General features: G+C 63.0%; 22 protein-coding genes, 1 tRNA gene and 1 pseudogene. 15 read left to right on the top strand and 9 right to left on the bottom strand.

Annotated elements, in window-relative coordinates; translation table 11 throughout:
• On the bottom strand, positions 1 to 185 hold a 185-nt coding region (locus tag APH27_RS01200; protein ID WP_060483782.1), incomplete at its 3' end, for a DUF1127 domain-containing protein.
• 96 nt (positions 186 to 281) lie between these two features.
• On the opposite strand from APH27_RS01200, the gene APH27_RS01195 reads away from it, so the two are divergent.
• Positions 282 to 1,133: a LysR substrate-binding domain-containing protein gene (locus APH27_RS01195; RefSeq protein WP_050437248.1), complete on the top strand. Its 852-nt coding sequence runs from the start codon at positions 282 to 284 to the stop codon at positions 1,131 to 1,133.
• Between the two features lie 29 nt (positions 1,134 to 1,162).
• Here the strand turns inward: APH27_RS01195 and APH27_RS01190 are convergent, their stop codons facing one another.
• Positions 1,163 to 1,912 carry a sulfite exporter TauE/SafE family protein gene (locus APH27_RS01190; RefSeq protein ID WP_060483781.1) on the bottom strand — a complete coding sequence of 250 codons (750 nt, stop codon included), beginning with the start codon at positions 1,910 to 1,912 and terminating at the stop codon, positions 1,163 to 1,165.
• Between the two features lie 111 nt (positions 1,913 to 2,023).
• On the opposite strand from APH27_RS01190, the gene APH27_RS27045 reads away from it, so the two are divergent.
• From APH27_RS27045 to APH27_RS01180, 4 genes and pseudogenes are all read left to right on the top strand, one after another.
• Positions 2,024 to 2,146, top strand: a complete 123-nt coding sequence (locus APH27_RS27045) for a hypothetical protein (protein WP_371262679.1) — start codon at positions 2,024 to 2,026, stop codon at positions 2,144 to 2,146.
• Positions 2,088 to 2,282, top strand: a pseudogene (locus APH27_RS26730) (LysR family transcriptional regulator); the annotation flags it as partial. The gene APH27_RS27045 and the pseudogene APH27_RS26730, both read left to right, overlap by 59 nt.
• Positions 2,283 to 2,340: 58 nt before the next feature.
• Positions 2,341 to 2,796 carry a MarR family winged helix-turn-helix transcriptional regulator gene (locus tag APH27_RS01185; protein ID WP_027919493.1) on the top strand — a complete coding sequence of 152 codons (456 nt, stop codon included), beginning with the start codon at positions 2,341 to 2,343 and terminating at the stop codon, positions 2,794 to 2,796.
• A gap of 141 nt (positions 2,797 to 2,937) precedes the next feature.
• Positions 2,938 to 3,366: an organic hydroperoxide resistance protein gene (locus APH27_RS01180; protein WP_023632623.1), complete on the top strand. Its 429-nt coding sequence runs from the start codon at positions 2,938 to 2,940 to the stop codon at positions 3,364 to 3,366.
• A gap of 201 nt (positions 3,367 to 3,567) precedes the next feature.
• On the opposite strand, the gene efp is transcribed toward APH27_RS01180, so the two are convergent.
• Positions 3,568 to 4,137 carry an elongation factor P gene (gene efp / locus APH27_RS01175; protein ID WP_060483780.1) on the bottom strand — a complete coding sequence of 190 codons (570 nt, stop codon included), beginning with the start codon at positions 4,135 to 4,137 and terminating at the stop codon, positions 3,568 to 3,570.
• 48 nt (positions 4,138 to 4,185) lie between these two features.
• Positions 4,186 to 5,319, bottom strand: a complete 1,134-nt coding sequence (gene earP, locus APH27_RS01170) for an elongation factor P maturation arginine rhamnosyltransferase EarP (protein ID WP_060483779.1) — start codon at positions 5,317 to 5,319, stop codon at positions 4,186 to 4,188.
• A 130-nt stretch (positions 5,320 to 5,449) separates the two neighbouring features.
• Between earP and APH27_RS01165 the strand changes: the two genes are divergently transcribed.
• The gene (locus APH27_RS01165; protein WP_027919497.1) at positions 5,450 to 5,842 is read left to right on the top strand and encodes a hypothetical protein; all 393 of its coding nucleotides are present in this window, start codon (positions 5,450 to 5,452) and stop codon (positions 5,840 to 5,842) included.
• Positions 5,843 to 5,844: 2 nt separating this feature from the next.
• Positions 5,845 to 6,315 (top strand): elongation factor GreAB, encoded by a 471-nt coding sequence (locus APH27_RS01160; RefSeq protein ID WP_027919498.1) that lies wholly within the window; start codon positions 5,845 to 5,847, stop codon positions 6,313 to 6,315.
• Positions 6,316 to 6,430: 115 nt separating this feature from the next.
• Here the strand turns inward: APH27_RS01160 and APH27_RS01155 are convergent, their stop codons facing one another.
• Complete coding sequence (locus APH27_RS01155; RefSeq protein WP_060483778.1) at positions 6,431 to 7,363, bottom strand: LysR family transcriptional regulator; 933 nt, start codon at positions 7,361 to 7,363, stop codon at positions 6,431 to 6,433.
• 117 nt (positions 7,364 to 7,480) lie between these two features.
• Between APH27_RS01155 and APH27_RS01150 the strand changes: the two genes are divergently transcribed.
• The 4 genes from APH27_RS01150 to APH27_RS01135 all read left to right on the top strand — a co-directional run bounded on the left by APH27_RS01150 (position 7,481) and on the right by APH27_RS01135 (position 12,276).
• The gene (locus tag APH27_RS01150; RefSeq protein ID WP_060483777.1) at positions 7,481 to 8,230 is read left to right on the top strand and encodes a 3-oxoacyl-ACP reductase family protein; all 750 of its coding nucleotides are present in this window, start codon (positions 7,481 to 7,483) and stop codon (positions 8,228 to 8,230) included.
• Positions 8,231 to 8,278: 48 nt separating this feature from the next.
• Positions 8,279 to 9,460, top strand: coding sequence for an MFS transporter (locus tag APH27_RS01145; RefSeq protein WP_060483776.1), 1,182 nt, complete (start codon positions 8,279 to 8,281; stop codon positions 9,458 to 9,460).
• A 119-nt stretch (positions 9,461 to 9,579) separates the two neighbouring features.
• The gene (locus APH27_RS01140; RefSeq protein ID WP_060483775.1) at positions 9,580 to 9,960 is read left to right on the top strand and encodes a hypothetical protein; all 381 of its coding nucleotides are present in this window, start codon (positions 9,580 to 9,582) and stop codon (positions 9,958 to 9,960) included.
• Between the two features lie 177 nt (positions 9,961 to 10,137).
• Positions 10,138 to 12,276, top strand: coding sequence for a TonB-dependent siderophore receptor (locus APH27_RS01135; protein WP_060483774.1), 2,139 nt, complete (start codon positions 10,138 to 10,140; stop codon positions 12,274 to 12,276).
• 213 nt (positions 12,277 to 12,489) lie between these two features.
• Here the strand turns inward: APH27_RS01135 and APH27_RS01130 are convergent.
• Positions 12,490 to 12,579, bottom strand: a tRNA-Ser gene (locus APH27_RS01130).
• Positions 12,580 to 12,869: 290 nt separating this feature from the next.
• On the opposite strand from APH27_RS01130, the gene APH27_RS01125 reads away from it, so the two are divergent.
• The 3 genes from APH27_RS01125 to APH27_RS01115 all read left to right on the top strand — a co-directional run bounded on the left by APH27_RS01125 (position 12,870) and on the right by APH27_RS01115 (position 15,395).
• Entirely contained in the window at positions 12,870 to 13,559 is a 690-nt protein-coding gene (locus APH27_RS01125) for a crotonase/enoyl-CoA hydratase family protein (RefSeq protein ID WP_027919504.1), read from the top strand.
• An 81-nt stretch (positions 13,560 to 13,640) separates the two neighbouring features.
• Positions 13,641 to 14,360, top strand: a complete 720-nt coding sequence (locus APH27_RS01120) for a 1-acyl-sn-glycerol-3-phosphate acyltransferase (protein ID WP_027919505.1) — start codon at positions 13,641 to 13,643, stop codon at positions 14,358 to 14,360.
• Positions 14,361 to 14,423: 63 nt separating this feature from the next.
• Positions 14,424 to 15,395, top strand: coding sequence for a magnesium and cobalt transport protein CorA (locus tag APH27_RS01115; RefSeq protein WP_027919506.1), 972 nt, complete (start codon positions 14,424 to 14,426; stop codon positions 15,393 to 15,395).
• Positions 15,396 to 15,428: 33 nt separating this feature from the next.
• On the opposite strand, the gene APH27_RS01110 is transcribed toward APH27_RS01115, so the two are convergent.
• A complete protein-coding gene (locus APH27_RS01110; RefSeq protein WP_027919507.1) occupies positions 15,429 to 16,163 on the bottom strand; it encodes an amidotransferase in 735 nt (244 codons plus the stop codon).
• Between the two features lie 479 nt (positions 16,164 to 16,642).
• Here APH27_RS01110 and APH27_RS01105 point away from each other — a divergent pair, with 479 nt between their 5' ends.
• Positions 16,643 to 17,443: a cytochrome c gene (locus tag APH27_RS01105; protein ID WP_060483773.1), complete on the top strand. Its 801-nt coding sequence runs from the start codon at positions 16,643 to 16,645 to the stop codon at positions 17,441 to 17,443.
• A 131-nt stretch (positions 17,444 to 17,574) separates the two neighbouring features.
• Here the strand turns inward: APH27_RS01105 and APH27_RS01100 are convergent, their stop codons facing one another.
• Both APH27_RS01100 and APH27_RS01095 read right to left on the bottom strand, forming a co-directional pair.
• Positions 17,575 to 17,907: a ribonuclease E inhibitor RraB gene (locus tag APH27_RS01100; RefSeq protein ID WP_027919509.1), complete on the bottom strand. Its 333-nt coding sequence runs from the start codon at positions 17,905 to 17,907 to the stop codon at positions 17,575 to 17,577.
• A 173-nt stretch (positions 17,908 to 18,080) separates the two neighbouring features.
• Positions 18,081 to 18,317, bottom strand: a complete 237-nt coding sequence (locus APH27_RS01095; RefSeq protein ID WP_027919510.1) for a hypothetical protein — start codon at positions 18,315 to 18,317, stop codon at positions 18,081 to 18,083.
• Positions 18,318 to 18,445: the final 128 nt, after the last annotated feature.

The following is an 18,445-nucleotide window of genomic DNA, read 5'->3' as shown; positions in this document are numbered from 1 at the left end:
CCGGCCTCTTGCTGGATGTCCGCCCGGCTCAAGCCCAGGTCATGCAAGGTCGCATCACTAAGGCTGGCCAGTTCCTGGCGCTGGCGGTACAGCTGCAGCCACCGGGCCGGACGGTCCAGGGCCACATGCCACAGGTGGTTCAGGGAAAAGGCAGGTTGCTGGATGCTGCTGACATGACCTTTCATCGTGAAGCCCTCCGTGTTGATGGCTCCAGTTTCTGCTTGGGCTTAAGATCAATCCAACGAATGTTTCTGATGCCATGCATCTCGGAGATTGATGCAATGTCCCAGTACCAGAGCCTCGATGCCGACGTGCTGCGCACCTTCGTCGCCATCGCCGAGCAAGGCGGCTTCACCCGCGCCGGCGAAGTGGTCAACCGCACCCAGTCGGCGGTGAGCATGCAGATGAAACGCCTGGAAGAAGACATCCTGCAGCGCCAGCTGTTCGAGCGCGAAGGCCGCCAGGTCAGGCTCACCGCCGAGGGCCAGGTGCTGCTGGGGTATGCCCGGCGCATCCTCAAACTGCATGGGGAGGTGTTCAACACCCTGCGCATGCCGCACATGGTCGGGATGGTGCGCATCGGCACGCCGGATGACTACGCCATGCGCTTTCTGCCAACCATCCTTTCGAGCTTCGCCCAGGCCTACCCGCTGGTGCAGGTGGAGGTGCATTGCGACTCGTCCAAGCAGCTGATGCTGCGCCAGGATCTGGACCTGACCATCGTCACCCGCGAGCCGGGTAACGAGGTTGGCCAACTGTTGCGCCAGGAGCGGCTGGTGTGGGCTGCCGCCGAAGGCTTCTGCCCGCAGGAACAACGGCCCATGCCGTTGGCGCTGTTCAACACCGACTGCTTTTGCCGCGCCTGGACCTGCAATGCCCTGGAGGCCCAAGGCATCGACTACCGCATCGCCTACACCAGCCCCAGCCTGGCGGCGATCTTTGCCATCGTCACCGCGGGGCTCGCGGTGACGGCACAGTTGCAGAGCCTTGTGGGTGGCAACATCCGCATTCTTGGCGAGAGCGAAGGGTTACCGCAGTTGCCAGTGGCCAACGTGATGCTGCTGCGCAACAGCCAGAGCCAATCGCCGATTACCGACTGCATGGCCGATTACATTGTCGAAGGATTCCAATAATTTGGGGCTGCTACGCGGCCCCGGCGATCTTACAGTTCAAACGTCAACATCACGGCACACACAACCAGAAACACGCAGAACATCGCCCGCAGTACCTTCTCGGGCAGCGCATGGGCCAGTTTCACGCCCCAGCTGATACTCAGCAGCCCACCGACCGCCAACGGAATACCCACGCTCCAGTCGACACTGTGATGCACCCCGTAAGTCACCAGCGTCACCAAGGTACTCGGTGCCGCCAGCGCCAGCGACAGCCCCTGCGCCACCACCTGGGTAGCGCCGAACACACTGGTCAGAATCGGCGTGGCTACCACCGCCCCACCCACGCCAAACAGGCCGCCCATGGTCCCGGCAAAACTGCCCAGCACACCCAGCCACGGCCAGGCATGGCGCAGCTCGGCAGAGGGCGGCGCCCCCTTGAGAAACATCCGCGCCACGTTCCACACCGCCAGCGCCACCAGGAAACCGACAAACCCCAAACGCATGGCATGCGCATCGATGCCCACCGCCCAGATCGACCCGAGCCAGGCGAACAGGAAGCTGCACAGTGACAGCGGCAAGGCATGGCGCAACTCGATACGGTTGCGCTGGTGATAGCGCCACAGCGCCAGCAGCACGTTCGGCACCACCATCACCAGCGCCGTGCCCTGGGCCAGTTGCTGATCGAGGCCGAACAACACCCCTAGCGCCGGGATGGCGATAAGCCCGCCACCGATGCCGAACAACCCACCCATGGTGCCCAGGGCAGCGCCCAGCACGATATACAACAACCACTCGATCATCAGGGTCTCACCCGCCTGTTTGGAATGCGAGCATGCTAACGATTGCGCGCTGGCAGGGAAACTCACCACGACACACAATGGCTACCCGCGCTTCGCAAAAGCAAAGTGGCCATGAGCCCCGATACCCTGCCCGCCACGCTGAGCCTGTTCCTCGACATGCTGGAAACTGGCGGTTTGTCTGCTGCGCGGCCAACGAATACCGCTGTTCTGCGACAACAGCCCACCCGAAGCTGAAACCAGTGGCAATTATGCACTGCGCCTTGAACATGAAACGAACTCTCGCAGCCATTTGCTGCTCGAATTTCTCAAGAGCCGCTTGCGCTCGGTTCCACCCAGGTGCCTGGCGCTGCGCGGTGAGCTGCGCTGGTAGTAAGCGCACCAACCTTCAGCGTGCTAGATTTCTCCATTGATGACATTCAAGGACCTGCATGAACGCCAACACCCAAGCTTCCTGTGACGAGCTGCTGCTGGACAACCAGGTCTGCTTCGCCCTGCACTCCACCTCGTTGCTGATGACCAAGGTCTACAAGCCGCTGCTGCAAGCGCTGGGCCTGACTTACCCGCAGTACTTGGCAATGCTCGTACTGTGGGAGCAGGACGGCCTTACTGTCGGTGAAATCAGCCAGCACCTGCTGACCGACCCTGGCTCGCTCACGCCCCTGCTCAAGCGCCTGGAAAGCGAAGGCCTGCTACAGCGCAACCGCAGCCGCGAAGATGAGCGGGTGGTACTGGTGCAACTGACCGACAAGGGCCGCGCCTTGCAGCAGCAAGCCCGGGAAGTGCCGCAGTGCATCCTCAAGGCCAGCGGCCGCAGCCTCGAACGCCTGCAACAGCTGCAGGCCGACCTGCTGGAACTGCGCGACAGCCTGCAAAAAAATCTCTGACGGCTACGCTATGTGATGGCCGTTCGGATGAGCGGCAAAGATTTATCTTGCGCACTAACTAATTGCGCGCTAATTTAAATCCCGCACCCACACGACGCCACCTGATCACCAGGGGCGCACAGCACACTAGCGAGGCTCAAGATGCAAAAGGTCACTCCGCTGTACATCGCAGAAGCCACTTCCACCGGCGGTCGCGACGGCAAATCCCGCTCCAGCGACGGCAAGCTGGAAGTCAAGCTGAGCACCCCCAAGGAACTCGGCGGTGCCGGTGGTGACGGTACCAACCCTGAGCAGATGTTCGCCGCCGGCTACTCGGCCTGCTTCATCGGCGCGCTGAAATTCGTCGCCGGCCAGGAAAAGAAAGCCCTGCCTGCGGATGCCTCGATCACCGCCAAGGTCGGTATCGGCCAGATCCCCGGTGGCTTCGGCCTGGATATCGACCTGCACATCAACCTGCCGGGCCTGGCCCAGGCCGACGCCGAAGGGCTGGTGGAAAAGGCCCACAAGGTCTGCCCGTACTCCAACGCCACCCGCGGCAATGTAGACGTCCGGTTGCACGTGACCGTCTGAAGCCCACGGTCCATGTAGGAGCGGCCTTGTGTCGCGAAAGGGGTGCGAAGCGCCCCCAAGATCTCGCTTACGTCGCAGTATCGCTGGGACCGCGCTGCGGTCCTTTCGCGACACAAGGCCGCTCCTACAAAAAACGCGTACATTTCTGGACACATAAAAAAACCCGGCCAAGGCCGGGTTTTTTGCGTTTCGCAAGAAGGATTACTTCTTGGAGCGGCCTTTGAAGCTGTTGTCGCGAGTGTCGATGTCGATCCACTCGTCGATCTGGATGAAGTCGGCAACCGAGATCTCGGTACCGTTCTTCAGCTTGGCAGGCTTCATGACCTTGCCCGAGGTGTCGCCGCGAGCAGCGTTCTCGGTGTAGACAACCTGACGGCTGATGGTGGTCGGCAGTTCAACCGATACCAGACGGCCTTCGAAGAACACGGCTTCGCAGATGTCTTCCATGCCTTCTTCGATGTACGGCAGAACGGCGTCGATGTCTTCGGCGTTCAGTTCGTACATGGTGTAGTCGGTGGTGTCCATGAAGGTGTACGAGTCACCGCTGATGAACGACAGGGTCGCTTCTTTGCGATCCAGGATTACGTCGTCCAGCTTGTCGTCTGCACCGTAGACGGTTTCGGTCTTGTAGCCGGTCAGCAGGTTTTTCAGCTTGGTCTTCATGATCGCGCTGTTGCGACCCGACTTGGTGAACTCGGCTTTCTGAACCAGCCACGGGTCGTTGTCGATCCGCAGTACGGTACCGGGTTTCAGTTCTTTACCAGTTTTCATTACGAAGTATCCGAATCTGGATGGATTTATAAAAATCGAGGCCGCATATCATAGCCAATTTCGGTAAAACTGTACCAGCGCCTTGGCAAGGTCCGGCCGAGCGGCCTGAGCCGCCGCCCAATCAGCGGCGTGCTGCTGCAGTTCTGCCCAGTGTTTGCGGGCACCTCGCCAGGCCGCGTGCATGTCGCGGTCCATGTTCCAGGCACGCCACAAGGCCATCAGCGCCTCGCAGGCGGGGTCCGACAGGCCCTGTCGATAATGGCCGAGGAAGGCTTCGAGCTTTTCCCAGTGGGCATTTTCGTCCTGCACATAAATGTGCCACAGCATCGGCCGGCCGGCCCATTGGGCGCGCACGAACGAATCCTCCCCCCGCACCGCGTTGAAATCGCAGCTCCAAAGCAGGCGGTCATAATCGTCCTGACTGACGAACGGCAGAATCTGCACCGTCAACGTGCCGCGCGGGTACACAGCGCCGGCGTGCAACTGCTGCTCACCCAGCCAGCTGCCCAGGTCGCCAAGAATGCGTCCTTGCGGGACCAGCAAGTGAACTGGGTCGGTGTCTTCGACCAGTGCATCGAGCCACCGGCCCAGTTGCCCGTTTTCGTAGGCGAACAGCGACATCAGCAGCGCACCGGGCTGCGGATGCACACCCAGGCCCTGCAGGAACGCCGCGCGCGCCTCGGCCGATTGCTCGAACGCCTGCCGGCGCGGCAGCAAGCTGGCCTCGCGCAGCAGCCCGCCGGTCCTGGCCGTGAACCCCGGGAAGAAAAACACCTTGCGCAGGCCATTGGGCTGGGGCGATGGCAAGCCATGGCAACCTTCCACCCAGTCCTCGGCACTGAGGTACTCCAGGTTCAGCCACAGCACCGGCACCGCGCGTGCGCGCATCGCTTCGACGTAGGCAGCCGGCAACTGACAGGCAAAGGCACCGATCACCACATCCGCAGGCGCCGCGGGCTGCCATTCGGCGGGCCAGGCGCGCACATCGACACCCTGTTGCCATTGCTGCGCGGCAGCGGCATCGGCGCCCGGGCACAGCGGCACGAAGGCATTCAGGTCGTCCACCCACAGGCGCACCGCCAGGTCGTGCTCGGCCACCAGTTGCCGGGCCAGGCGCCAGGTCACGCCGATATCGCCATAGTTGTCGACGACGCTGCAGAAAATGTCCCAGGTGGTTTTCATGTGCCCTGCCTCGCCCTGCGCAAAAACCGCGAATTCTGCGGATAAATTGTCGCCGACAAAAGCACCGCACGGAAAAAAGCGCCAGCGCCATGCGACAATGGCCCCTCGCCCGCCCTGCCAGGAGGCCACCATGCCCCGCCCCCGTGAACTAAAGATCACCCTGCAACCGCTGCAACTGGTTTTATGCATAGCCTTAGGCCTATGGCTCGGCGCCCTGGCAATTGGCCTGAGCCTGTGGCTGGCCCTGGGCCTGTGGCCCGAACGGCTTGAGCCCGAACTGCCGCCAGCTGTCTTCCGCGAGCCGGCACCTGCAACGGCGCCCGCGCAACCGGCGCACGCGCAGGACGAGATGTTCGAGCGCTACAAGGATACCCTGCGCAAACAGGAAGCCCAGCAGGCCGCCGAAGCCGCCCAAGGCAACCCGCGCAACCTCGGCAGCCCCAAGTGCCAGTTCTGGCTTGCGCAGAACCGCACCGCGCCGACCGACAAGAGCCAGGCCAACGTTCTGGAGTTCTGTTACTGACCATGGACAAGGCCTTCCTGCTAAGCCGCATCGTCACGGCCCTGGAAACCGACATGGAGGTACTGCGCCGTGCGGCGCAGACCGCCTACGAGGCGGCCACCGCCGAAGAGAACATCGCCGAGAACAAGTACGACACCCTGGGGCTGGAGGCGTCGTACCTGGCCACCGGGCAGGCGCGGCGCACGGCTGAAATTCGCCAGGCGCTGCTGACTTACCAGCAATTGCTGTTGCGCAATTACGACCCGGCGCGAGGGGTGCAGGTGAGCAACCTGATTACCCTGGAAGATGAACACGGCGGGCAGCGCCTGCTGTTCCTCGGGCCTGAGGCGGCGGGATTGAAGATTGGCGAGGGGGATGAGTTGGTGACCGTGATCACCCCTCGTTCGCCGTTAGGGCAGCAACTGGCGGGCAAGAAGACCGATGACGAGGTGAGCCTGGGCTCGCAACTGTTCTACATCATTGATGTTGCCTGACAGGGCCCTTGCGCGGGCAAGCCCGCCCCCACCGGTTCATCACCGCCCCTGAGCACAGCGCCGTACCTGTAGGAGCGGGTTTACCCGCGAAGAGGCCAGGTCAGGCGACAGATTTCTAAGCCAAGGCATCGAAGCGCTCCGCCAACCTCCGTTCGGCAAACTGCTCCACCACAAAATCGATGAACGCCCGGGTCTTGCCCGGCAACAGCTTGTGCTCGGCGTAATACAAGCTGATATGCCCATCATCCACATACCAGTCCGGCAGCACCCGCTGCAGCTGCCCCGCCTCCAGATAAGGCACGGCGAACGGCAAGCTGACCAAGGCAATCCCCAAGCCCTGCTGCGCCACTGCACATGCCGCATCCGAATCGCTCATGGTCATTGCCTGGCGCAGCATCAATGGCTGTTGCGCCTGCCAGCGACTGGTCAATGGCCAGGAACGGACCCGCCCGGTCTGCGGCGAGCGGATCAGAATCCCGTGATGGCCCTGCAACACCTGCGGGTCTTCGATGGTGGCATGCCGGCTCAGGTACGAGGGCGCCGCCACCAGCACCCGATGCGCCGGGGTCAACTTGCGTGCCACAACCCCAAGCGGGAGCTCGAAACCACCCCCAATGGCCGCATCGAAGCCCTGGCCGATCAGGTCGACCTGGCGGTTATCGAAATGCCAGTCGGGGGTAATCGCCGGGTAACGGCGCAGAAACTCACCCAGCAGTGGCAGCACGTACAGGCGACCGAACACGGTGCCCATGCTCACCCGCAGCAGCCCGGCCGGCTGGCCCTCGGCGCTGGCCAGGTTGGCCACGGCGTACTGGATAGTCCGAAAACTGTCGCTCACCTCGCCAAGAAAACGCTGCCCCGCCTCGGTCAAGGTCAGCTTGCGCGTACTACGCTGGAACAGCCGCACCCCAAGGCGCGCTTCCAGCTGGGCGACGTGCTTGCCCACTGCTGCCGGGGTGATGCTCAGGCGCCGGGCTGCCTCGGCGAAACTGCCCACCTCGGCGCTTCGGATGAAGCATTCGAGGGCGTTGAAAGACTCCATGGCCATGATTGCCAACCAAAGGTTTACTCTGCTGATAGTGATTGCCATCTTATCAGCAGGTAATCATCGGTCGATACTGCGTCCATCCAAGGCATCCGGCCTTGCTTCCAGCAGGAGATCAGCATGTCCAAGCAACTTACCCTCGAAGGCAAAGTCGCCTTCGTCCAAGGCGGCTCACGCGGTATCGGTGCGGCCATCGTGCGGCGCCTGGCCCGCGAAGGTGCCCACGTGGCCTTCACCTACATCAGCTCCGCCGGCCCGGCCGAAGCGCTGGCCGAAGAGGTCAAGGCGGCTGGCGGCCAGGCCCTGGCCCTGCGCGCCGACAGCGCCGACGCCGCCGCACTGCAACTGGCGGTGGACGATGCCGTGAAGGCATTCGGTCGCCTCGATATCCTGGTCAACAACGCCGGCGTGCTGGCCGTGGCGCCGCTCGCGGAGTTCGACCTCGCCGACTTCGACCGCACGCTGGCGATCAACGTGCGCAGCGTGTTCGTCGCCAGCCAGGCGGCTGCGCGCTACATGGGCCAGGGCGGGCGCATCATCAACATCGGCAGCACCAACGCCGAACGCATGCCGTTCGCCGGTGGCGCCCCGTATGCCATGAGCAAGTCGGCGCTGGTCGGCCTGACCAAGGGCATGGCCCGTGACCTGGGGCCGCAGGGCATTACCGTGAACAACGTGCAGCCGGGGCCGGTGGACACCGACATGAACCCGGCCAGTGGCGAGTTCGCCGATAGCCTGATACCGCTGATGGCGATCGGGCGGTATGGGCAGGCCGATGAGATTGCCAGCTTCGTCGCCTACCTCGCGGGGCCCGAGGCTGGCTACATCACTGGCGCCAGCCTGACCGCCGATGGTGGCTTTGCCGCCTGATAAACTGGGGCCTTGCGCCCCCAGATTGCCATTGAACACGAGAGCCCCATGAGATCCCCAACGCTCAGCCGCGCCCTGATCTTGCTGATGGCCACCGCCACCGGCCTGGCCGTGGCCAGCAACTACTACGCCCAACCGCTGCTGCACAGCATCGCCCAACAGTTCGGCCTGAGTACCGCCAGCGCCGGCAGCATCGTCATCGCCGCGCAGCTGAGCTATGGCGCCGGCCTGTTGCTGCTGGCACCACTGGGCGACCTGTTCGAGCAGCGCCGGCTGATCGTGGTGATGACAGCCATTTCCACCCTGGGCCTGGTGATCAGCGCCTGCTCCCCGAGCCTGCCCTGGTTGCTGCTCGGCACCGCGCTCACCGGCCTGTTCTCGGTGGTGGCGCAGATCCTCGTGCCGCTGGCCGCCACCCTGAGCGAGCCGCACCAGCGCGGCCGCGCGGTGGGCACCTTGATGAGCGGGTTGCTGCTGGGCATCCTGCTGGCACGCACCGCAGCTGGCTTCATGGCCGAGCTGGGCGGCTGGCGCAGCATCTATGTGCTGGCCGCAGTGCTGATGGCGCTTGCGGCGCTGGCGCTGTACCGCAACCTGCCCGAGCACAACAGCCATGCCGGTTTGAAGTACCCGGCGCTGATCGGCTCGGTGTTCCGCCTGTTCATCGAAGAGCCCGTGCTGCGCCTGCGCTCGCTGCTAGGCCTGCTGGCGTTCAGCCTGTTCGCGCTGTTCTGGACGCCGCTGGCATTCCTGCTGGCGCGCGAGCCCTACCACTACTCCGATGCCGCCATCGGGCTGTTCGGCCTGGCCGGCGCGGCTGGTGCACTGGCGGCCAACTGGGCCGGGCGCCTGGCCGACCGTGGCCACGGCTCGCTGGGCACCACCGTTGGGCTGGTGGCGCTGCTGTTGTCATGGGTCCCGCTGGGCTTTGCCGAACACTCGCTGCCGGCCTTGCTGGCAGGCGTGCTGGTGCTGGACCTGGCCGTGCAGCTGGTGCACGTGAGCAATCAGAATGCGGTGATCGCGTTGCGACCTGAAGCACGTACGCGATTGAATGCCGGCTACATCACCTGTTACTTCATTGGCGGTGCGCTAGGCTCGTTGCTGGGCACGCAGCTGTTCCAGCGGCAAGGGTGGATGGGCATCGTGGTGGCAGGCCTGGTGATCGGCTCGCTGGCACTGGTGGTATGGGGCGTGGCGCAGCGCAAGGCCGCCGCGCAGCTAGCCTGAAGCCACCATCGAGTGCGACAAACCGGTGCATTACCCTCCGTCGCCTGGCCGTTGACTTGCCTGCCCCGGCGGCGCTCAGTAGGCGCTGGTCAAGGACCTTTCACTGACAGGACGAACCAATGACAAGACTCACGGTGCAATCCGGCGATTTCTTGCAAGGTGAAGGCGAGTTTCGCAATGGATCGCTTACTCTCAAGACCCCGCGCAGCCCTTCACCCGGCGAACGCATTTCACTCGCGCGCATCGCTGACCTGCGCCTGGCCAGCCTGGAATCCAGCCGCAGCCTCGGTACTGCGCTCGGCTGGGGCGTTGCCGGGGCACTGGTGGCTGGCCCCGTGGGCTTGCTTGCCGGGCTCTGGCTGGGCGGCAAAGAGGAAGAAGCCACCTTCCTGGCCACCTTCAAGGATGGCCGCAAGCTGATGGCCATCACCGACGGCAAGACCTGGTCAAAGATCGACGACACCTGGCGCCAGCATCGCCGCCCGGCACCTGCCGATTGAGCCCCAGCGGGGCATGGCCCTGCTAAGATAGCGGCCCTTTTTTCGCCTGCTCCGGCCCTTTCGCGGCAAGCCCGCTGCCACGGGTATTGCACTGCTCTCGTGGGCAGTGCAATACACGTGGGAGCGGGCTTGCTCGCGAAAAGGCCTGCGCAGTACTTGCCCCAAGGACGCCCCCGCATGCCCCTGCTTCGCCCTCACCTGCCCCTGAGCCTGCTCAGCCTGGGCCTGGCCCTGCACAGCCCCCAGGGCCTGGCCGAGAACAGCCTCGAACTGGCCCCGGTGCAAGTGTCCGATACCTACGGCGATGAGGGCTACCAGGTGCGCGAGGCTTCGGTCGGCGGCTTCCAGCCCGCACCGCTGCTCGACACCCCCGCCTCGGTCAGCGTGTTCAGCCAGCAACTGCTGGAAGACCGCCAGGTCCGCTTGCTCAGCGAAGTACTACAAAGCGATGCCTCGGTGGGCGAAAGCTATGCCCCGATCGGCTACTACGAAAACTTCAACGTGCGCGGCTTCGAGCTCAACGCCGCCAGCAGCTACCGTATCAACGGGCAGACCATCGCCGGCGAGCAGAACGTGGCGCTGGAGAACAAGCAGCAGGTCGAGTTGCTCAAGGGCTTGTCCGGCCTGCAGAGCGGCGTGTCGGAGCCGGGCGGGTTAGTCAACTATGTGACCAAGCGCGCCGCAGACGTACGCAGCGTTACGGTTTCGACCAACGCGCAAGGCGAGCGTTATCTTGCCACCGACCTCGGCGGCTGGTTCGGCAGCGAGCGCCAGTTCGGCCTGCGCGCCAACCTGGCCCACGAGGACATCCGCTCCTACGTCGACCACGCCGACGGCAAGCGCGATTTCGCCTCGTTGGCCTTCGACTGGCAGATCAGCCCCGATGCCACCTTGCAGCTGGATGCCGAGTACCAGCACCGCGAACAGCGCTCGGTGCCGGGCTACCAGCTGCTGGGCGGCAACGCACTGCCCCACGGCATCGACCCGGGCGACCGCCTGGCCTATCAACATTGGGCCAAGCCGGTGCAGAACGACTCGCTGAACCTCGCTGGGCGCTTCGAGTACCGCTTCAACGAGGCCTGGACCGGCACCTTGAGTGCGTCGCGCAGCAAGGTGGTGATCGATGACTACAGCGCGTTCGCCTGGGGCAGCGAGGACGGCTGGCAGTCGCATTTCAGCCCCGAAGGCGACTACGACATCTATGACTTCCGCAGCCCCGACGACACCCGCCGCACCGATGAGGCCCAGGCTATGCTCAGTGGGCATTTCGAGGCGCTGGGCGTGCAGCACGACCTGACCGTGGGCAGCAGCGCCCAACGCCGCACGCTCGACCAGCGGCCCTACTACAACGAACGGGTTGGCAGCGGCAATATCTACACCGGCGCACCGGCCGTGGAGCCGTCAGAGCGGCCGGTCGGCGCCAGCGAGAAACGCCTGGACAGCCGCCAGTACGGCCTGATCGTCAGCGACCGCATCAGCTTCAACGAGCAATGGCAGACCGTGATTGGCGCACGCGAAGTGCGCCTGGATGAGAAAACCTGGGACAAGCGCGGCGTGGCCGGGCGGCATACCCGGCAATACCAGCTGTTGCCCAATGCCGCGCTGATCTACAAACCACGCCCCGACACCACCGTGTATGCCAGCTACGCCAAGGGGCTGTCAGCTGGCGGCACAGCGCCATGGTATGCCAGCAACGCGGCGGAAATGCTCGCCCCCACCCTCTCGCACCAGTTGGAACTCGGCATCAAGCGCGACTGGCAGGGCATGAGCTTCAGCGCCGCGCTGTTCCAGATTCGCCAGGCGTACCAATATGCACGCCCGGAAGGCGACGGCAGTTTCACCTATGTGCAGCAAGGCCAGCAGAAGAACATTGGCCTGGAACTGAGCGCCAGCGGCTGGGCAACCTCGAACCTTCAGCTTCAGGCCAGCGCCGCAGCAATTCGTGCCCGTGTGCAGGGCAGTGACACCGACGCCTATGAAGGCCATCAAGCGATCAACGTACCGCGCTTGCGCGCGGCCCTGCATGCCGAGTACAGCCTGCCGCTGCCCGGCCTGGCATTACTCGCCGGGGCACGCTACAGCGCCAGCAAGTATGCGAGCCAGGCGGGGAATGTGGAGGTGGGCGGGTATACCGTGTTCGACATCGGCAGCCGTTACCACACACGCATTGGCGGCTACGACACGACGCTGCGGCTGACAGTGGATAACGTCTTCGACAAGCGCTACTGGCGCGATGTGGGAGATTACCTGGGCGACAACTACCTGTTCCAGGGGGCGCCGCGGACTGCGCGGTTGTTGGCTTCCGTCAGTTTTTAAACCCTGGGATGAGCCGGTGGCACTTTGTGGGAGCGGCCTTGCCGGGGCGCCGGACCGGTCGGAAAGGGCTGCAGAGCAGCCCCGGCAATATCGGCTGGGATGCTGAAACCGTGGGGCCGCGTCGCGGCCCTTTCGCGACGCAAGGCCGCTCCTACAAAGGCCCAGAATGCAAAAAGCCCCCGAACTTCTCAGCTCGGGGGCTTTCGCAGAATGTGGCGGTGAAGAAGGGATTTGAACCCTTGATACGATTTCTCGTATACACACTTTCCAGGCGTGCTCCTTCGACCACTCGGACACTTCACCGTTTTCTCTTCAAGGCTTTCACCCCGTCGAGGCGCGCTAATTTAGTAGAAGAGCTTTTCTTTGGCAAGCATTTTTTTCAAATTTTTCATGCATTTAAGCCAACCCACTGAAAAACCGAGGCTGCCAGGGCAAAGCTGCCAATCTCGCCAGCGCTTTTCCCCCCTGCCAGCGCCCTACCCTCGCCGTGCAAGGCGTCGCGCCCTGGCGCTGACTGGCCGGTCAGCCTTGCTGCTTTACCTGGCCCGCCGTGCTGGGTAACGTCGTCGCCACGCCACCCAAAGGATTCCGCCATGAGCGAGCTGATTACCTACCACGCCGAAGACGGCATCGCCACCCTGACCCTGAACAACGGCAAGGTCAATGCCATCTCGCCAGACGTCATCGCAGCCTTCAATGCCGCCCTCGACCGCGCCACGCAAGAACGTGCCGTGGTGATCATCACCGGCCAGCCGGGCATCCTCTCCGGCGGTTACGACCTCAAGGTAATGACCTCCGGCCCCAAAGAAGCCGTGGCCCTGGTCACTGCCGGGTCCACCCTGGCGCGCCGCCTGCTGTCGCACCCGTTCCCGGTGATCGTCGCCTGCCCCGGCCATGCCGTGGCCAAGGGCGCCTTCCTGCTGTTGTCGGCGGATTACCGCATCGGCGTCGAAGGCCCCTACAAGATCGGCCTGAACGAAGTGCAGATCGGCATGACCATGCACCACGCAGGCATCGAACTGGCCCGCGACCGCCTGCGTCGCTCGGCCTTCCACCGCTCGGTGATCAATGCCGAAATGTTCGAGCCCAAGGACGCATTGGACGCCGGCTTCCTCGATCAGGTGGTACCGGCCGAGCAGCTGCTTGAAGTCGCCCAAGGCGTTGCCCGAGAGCTGAAGAAGCTAAACATGCTGGCGCACAAGAACACCAAGCTGAAAGTGCGCAAGGGGCTGCTGGATACCCTGGACGAAGCCATTCTGCTCGATCAGGGCCACATGGGCTGACTGCACCGACTCACACCAAGGTTTGCCCCGGCCAGTGCACAGCCGTACACTGCGCCGCGACTGTCTGGTGTGAGTCGTACCATGCTTTACTCCCTTCGCATGCTCCTGCTGGCGCTGCACTTTTTGCTGGTTGGCGCTGTTGGTTTGCTGATCGGCCTGCTGCGCCCCTTCAACCGCGACAACAGCCGCCTCTTTGCCCGCCTTTACAGCCTGCCGGCCACCTGGCTGATGCGCATCAAGGTCAAGGCTGAAGTCGGCCCCCTGTGGGACCAGCCGCCCGGCTGCGTGATCGTCGCCAATCACCAGTCCAACTTCGACCTGTTCATCCTTGGCCATGTGGTGCCGCAACGCACCGTTGCCATCGGCAAGAAGAGCCTTGGCTGGATTCCACTGTTCGGCCAGCTGTTCTGGCTCGGCGGCAATGTGCTGATCGACCGCAAGAACGCCTACCAGGCGCGCAAGGCCATGCAGACCACCACGCGCATCCTGCGTGACGACACTTCGATCTGGATCTTCCCGGAAGGCACGCGCAACCCGGCAGAACAGCTGCTGGCGTTCAAGAAAGGGGCGTTCCACATGGCCATCGAAGCCGGCGTGCCCATCGTCCCGGTGTGCGTCAGCCGCTATGCCCGGCGCCTGAGCCTCAACAGCTGGCGGCGGCGTACCGTGATCGTGCGCTCACTGCCACCGATCGCCACCAGCGGCCTCAGCCAGCAGGATGTGCCGGCACTGATCGAGCAGTGCCGCACGCAGATGCAGCAGTGCATCGACCATATGGAAGGTGAACTCGCCCAGCACTAGGTTGCTCTGCGGCCAACTACAGCCCAAGCTGTAACCCGTGTGCAACCGAAAAAGTGGATAACCATGGGTCGAGTCGTGGCATCGGCGGTGTATGCCGCTGGCAGAAAGGTCACCAACATCAGCATCGACGAAGGCAGCGAGTGGGCGCGCAAGCCGGGGCACTTCGTGTGGATTGGCCTGGAAGAACCCAATGCCGAGGAACTGGCCAACCTGCAGTGCCAGTTCAACCTGCACGAACTGGCCATCGAGGATGCGCTGGAAAAGCACAGCCGGCCCAAGCTGGAAACCTTCGGTGACGCGCTGTTCATCGTCACCTACTCGCCGGTGCGCCACGAAGGCAAGCTGGAGTTCATCGAAACCCACATCTTCGCCGGCAATGGCTACATCATCACCTGCCGCAACGGCCACTCGAAATCCTACGCACTGGTGCGCCAGCGCTGCGAGGCGCGCCCGTTGCTGCTCGAACATGGCGAAGACTTCGTCCTGTACGCCCTGCTCGACTTCGTCACAGAGAACTACCAGCCGGTCAGCGAGGCCATTCATGGTGAAATCGAGGAGCTGGAGCAGAGCGTACTGAGCAACTCGTTGCAGGAAGAGGACATTCAGCGCCTGCACAGCCTGCGCCGCGATATCCTGCGCCTGCGCCGCTACGTGGCACCGATGGTGGAAGTCAGCGAGGAACTGCAGCGCTTGAGCTTCCCGTTCATCGACAAGAACATGCGCCCGTATTTCCGTGATGTGCAGATCCACGTCACGCGGCAGATGGAGGACCTGGCCGGGATCCGCGACATTGCCAGCCAGACCATCGAGATCGGCATGCTGCTGGAGTCGTCACGGCAGAGCATCGTACAGCGCAAGTTTGCCGCCTGGGCAGCGATCCTGGCCTTCCCCACGGCGATTGCCGGCATCTACGGGATGAACTTCCAGAACATGCCGGAACTGGGGTGGCACTATGGCTACTTCGGGGTGCTGGGTGTGATCGTGCTGGGGTGTACCGGGCTCTTTGCCAGCTTCAAGAAATCCGGCTGGCTTTAGTTTGCCGGGGGCGCTTGCGCCCCCAGCTATTGATCAGGCGGCGCTGTCGCTGGCCTTGGCCGGCTGCTGAATGAAGCGCATCATCCACTCGCCTACCAGGTCGCCCTGGTGCTCGGTGGCCAGGCTGGCAATGGCCTTGTGGTACACCTCGTCACCCAGGTATTCCTGACGCGCATCGAGCAGCGCCCGCGAGTAGTCATGAACGAACTCTGGGTGGCCCTGGAAGCACAGCACCTGGTCACGGATGTGATACGCCGCATTCGGGCAGAAGTCGCTGGAGGCAATTACCGTGGCGCCTTCGGGCAGCTCGGTGACCTGGTCCTGGTGGCTGATCAGCAAGGTCAGCTCGGAAACCTCCGGGTCCATCCACGGCGCATGCGCCGCCAGCGAATAGCGGTGAACACCTACGCCCCAACCTTTGTCGGCGCGCTCGGCCTTGCCACCCAGGGTCAGCGCCAGCAACTGATGACCAAAGCACACCCCCAGCAGCTTCTCGCCCCGCTCGTAGAGTTTGAGCAGGTAAGCCTTGAGCGTCTGGATCCATGGATCGCTACCGAACGAATCAGCCTTGCTGCCCGTGACCAGATAGGCATCGAAGCGTTCGCCGTCGGGCGGGTAGTCGCCGTTCATCACGTTGTAGACGCGAAACTCGGCTGCGATCGGCTGACGCGAGAAGAGCTGCTCGAACATCCTTCCGTAGCCCTGGTACTGCGCGGTCAACTCCGGTCGCAGGACATCGGTTTCAAGGATGCAGATGCGTAACGACATAGGGATAGTCCTGAACGACATGGGTGGGAATCTCTTGTAGAGACTGCCGCGAAAGCCACGTACAAGCAAGTAGGCTGCACTGACGAACGGTCACATTGTGTCGGAGAGACGCTGGTGGATACGCGGCTGTCTAGGCGGAGCTTGCCAGCGTTATGGCCACTGGCCTCATAGCCAATGGTGCTTGATCAGTTAACCGCTTAGAACAAAGGGTTCTCAATAATGGATAACGCTCGGCCTGCGGGTGGTTTATATCCACATACATGAGGCAAGCAGACCCGACAAGGAAGCCACCGGGTATTCAGGAATAACAACAAGAAGGCGGTCCGCCATGTTCAGACAATCGAAACTTCGCCAAGCCGGGCTTATTCTCTTCGCCACGACTTTGCTGCTGATTCTTCCCAACCTTACGCGGTTGTTCGGCTAACAGCGCCAATGCTTCGCTTGGGTTAATCTTCCGGCTTTATGGTCGGAGATTGCCCATGCGCCATGGCCTTGCCGCGCTAGCCCTGTTGTTGAGCCTGCCGCTATCGGCGGCGCAGTTGCACCTGGAGCTGGGCGACAGCGCCCGGCAGTGGTCCACTGAAGAACTGCTCAAGCACCCTCAGGCCCGCGACATCGATATCGAACAGGACGTTTCCTATAAGCGGCCCATGCATTTTCGCGCCGTGCCTTTGGCAACCCTGCTGGAAGGGGTCATGGCCGATGACCACCTGCAGGCAGTGGCGCTGGATGGCTTTGCCGCCGAAATGCCGGCTGGGCCGTTGCTGCAAGAAGGCCCGGCACGCGCCTGGCTGGCCATCGAGGACCCGGCTCGGCCGTGGCCGGCGCTAGGCAACAGCAAACCCAGCGCAGGGCCGTTCTACCTGGTCTGGAGCAACCCACAGGCAAGCGGCATCCGCCCCGAGCAATGGCCCTTCCAGGTCGCCACGATCCGCCGCCTGGCGCCGGTAGAACAGCGTTTTCCGGCGCTGCTGCCCGACCCCAGGCTGCCGGCCAATGACCCGGTGCGCCAGGGCTTTGCCCTGTTCCAGCAGAATTGCCTGGCGTGCCATCGGCTCAATGGCGCAGGGGATGCGCAGTTCGGGCCGGACTTGAACGTGCCGCACAACCCGACCGAGTATTTCCGGCCTGAATACCTGCGCAAGTACATTCGAGACCCGCAGAGCTTGCGGCAATGGCCGCAGGCGCGGATGCCGGGGTTTGCCGAGAGTGTGCTGAGTGAACAGGAGCTGGATGAGCTGCTCGCTTATCTGGCGCATATGGCCGGGCGAAAGCTTTGAGATGGTTGGGGCTGGTGCGCAGCCCATCGCAGGCAAGCCAGCTCCCACAGAGGCATTGCAAGCCCTGAGTGCTGTAGAAATCCTGTGGGAGCTGGCTTGCCTGCAATGGGCCGCAGAGCGGCCCCAAAAACTCAGGCGATTGGCCTTTCCTGCTTGACGCCCCACCCTTCGACTTCGCCGCCATAGGGTGACACGACCTGCTCGAAAGCCTCCTCGAAGTCACCAATCCCACCGTAGGTGGCATACATGACCTTGCTCAGTTCCAGGTGCCAAGCACCATCGTCCCGTTCACGCACCTGAGCATTCAACGATTCGCCGCGAAACTGCCCGGCTGCCCTTCGCGCGCCGGCTTCATCTGGAAATACCGCATAGAACTCGATGGGGTGGATGCGGGTGAAGTCGAAACCGCCAGCTTTCATCTGGCGCAGGACATTACTGCTGATATCGTCGTTCAGGCTGCTCATGAATCGTCCTCCCGAATAATGCGATGGATAGACTTTCCGTGCACTACGCACCTGCCGGCACTGCCAGCAGATCGAGCTGATGCAAGACGCGAATTGAATGGATGCAGGCCCGCAGAAAAGGCCGGCACCTCCCACCAGCGTAGTGCCTGCGCAGGCACCACGCCAACCTGTGATCAAGGCGCTTCGTGGATGCTGGTGATGATCACGCCGTTCTGCTCCTTGAGCCAGCGTGCGGTAGGGGATGGGGCGCGGTCCTGGAAGTCGTTGAGGTCCAGCTCATCCATGACCGGAAACAGGTGCGAACGAATGGCACGGGCCGCCTCTTCTTCGCTGGGGCACTGTTCACCGTGCAGCAGCAAAGTGGTTGGCTCGCCTTTCTGGTCGGCAAAGATGACTTCCCACTCTTTCATTGAATTGCCCTCAGTCAAAGAAGACCCGGTCAGTGACGCCTGTAGATGCAGACCTTGGACCTGGCGATTCGTTCCTGCAACAGAAAGGGCCGCAATGCGGCCCGTTCTGTCTGGTGCTGGCTGTTTAG

It is taken from the genome of Pseudomonas sp. NBRC 111123 (assembly GCF_001320205.1).
In the GTDB taxonomy this organism is placed as follows: domain Bacteria; phylum Pseudomonadota; class Gammaproteobacteria; order Pseudomonadales; family Pseudomonadaceae; genus Aquipseudomonas; species Aquipseudomonas putida_J.
This window is presented reverse-complemented; position numbering and strand designations above follow the sequence as displayed.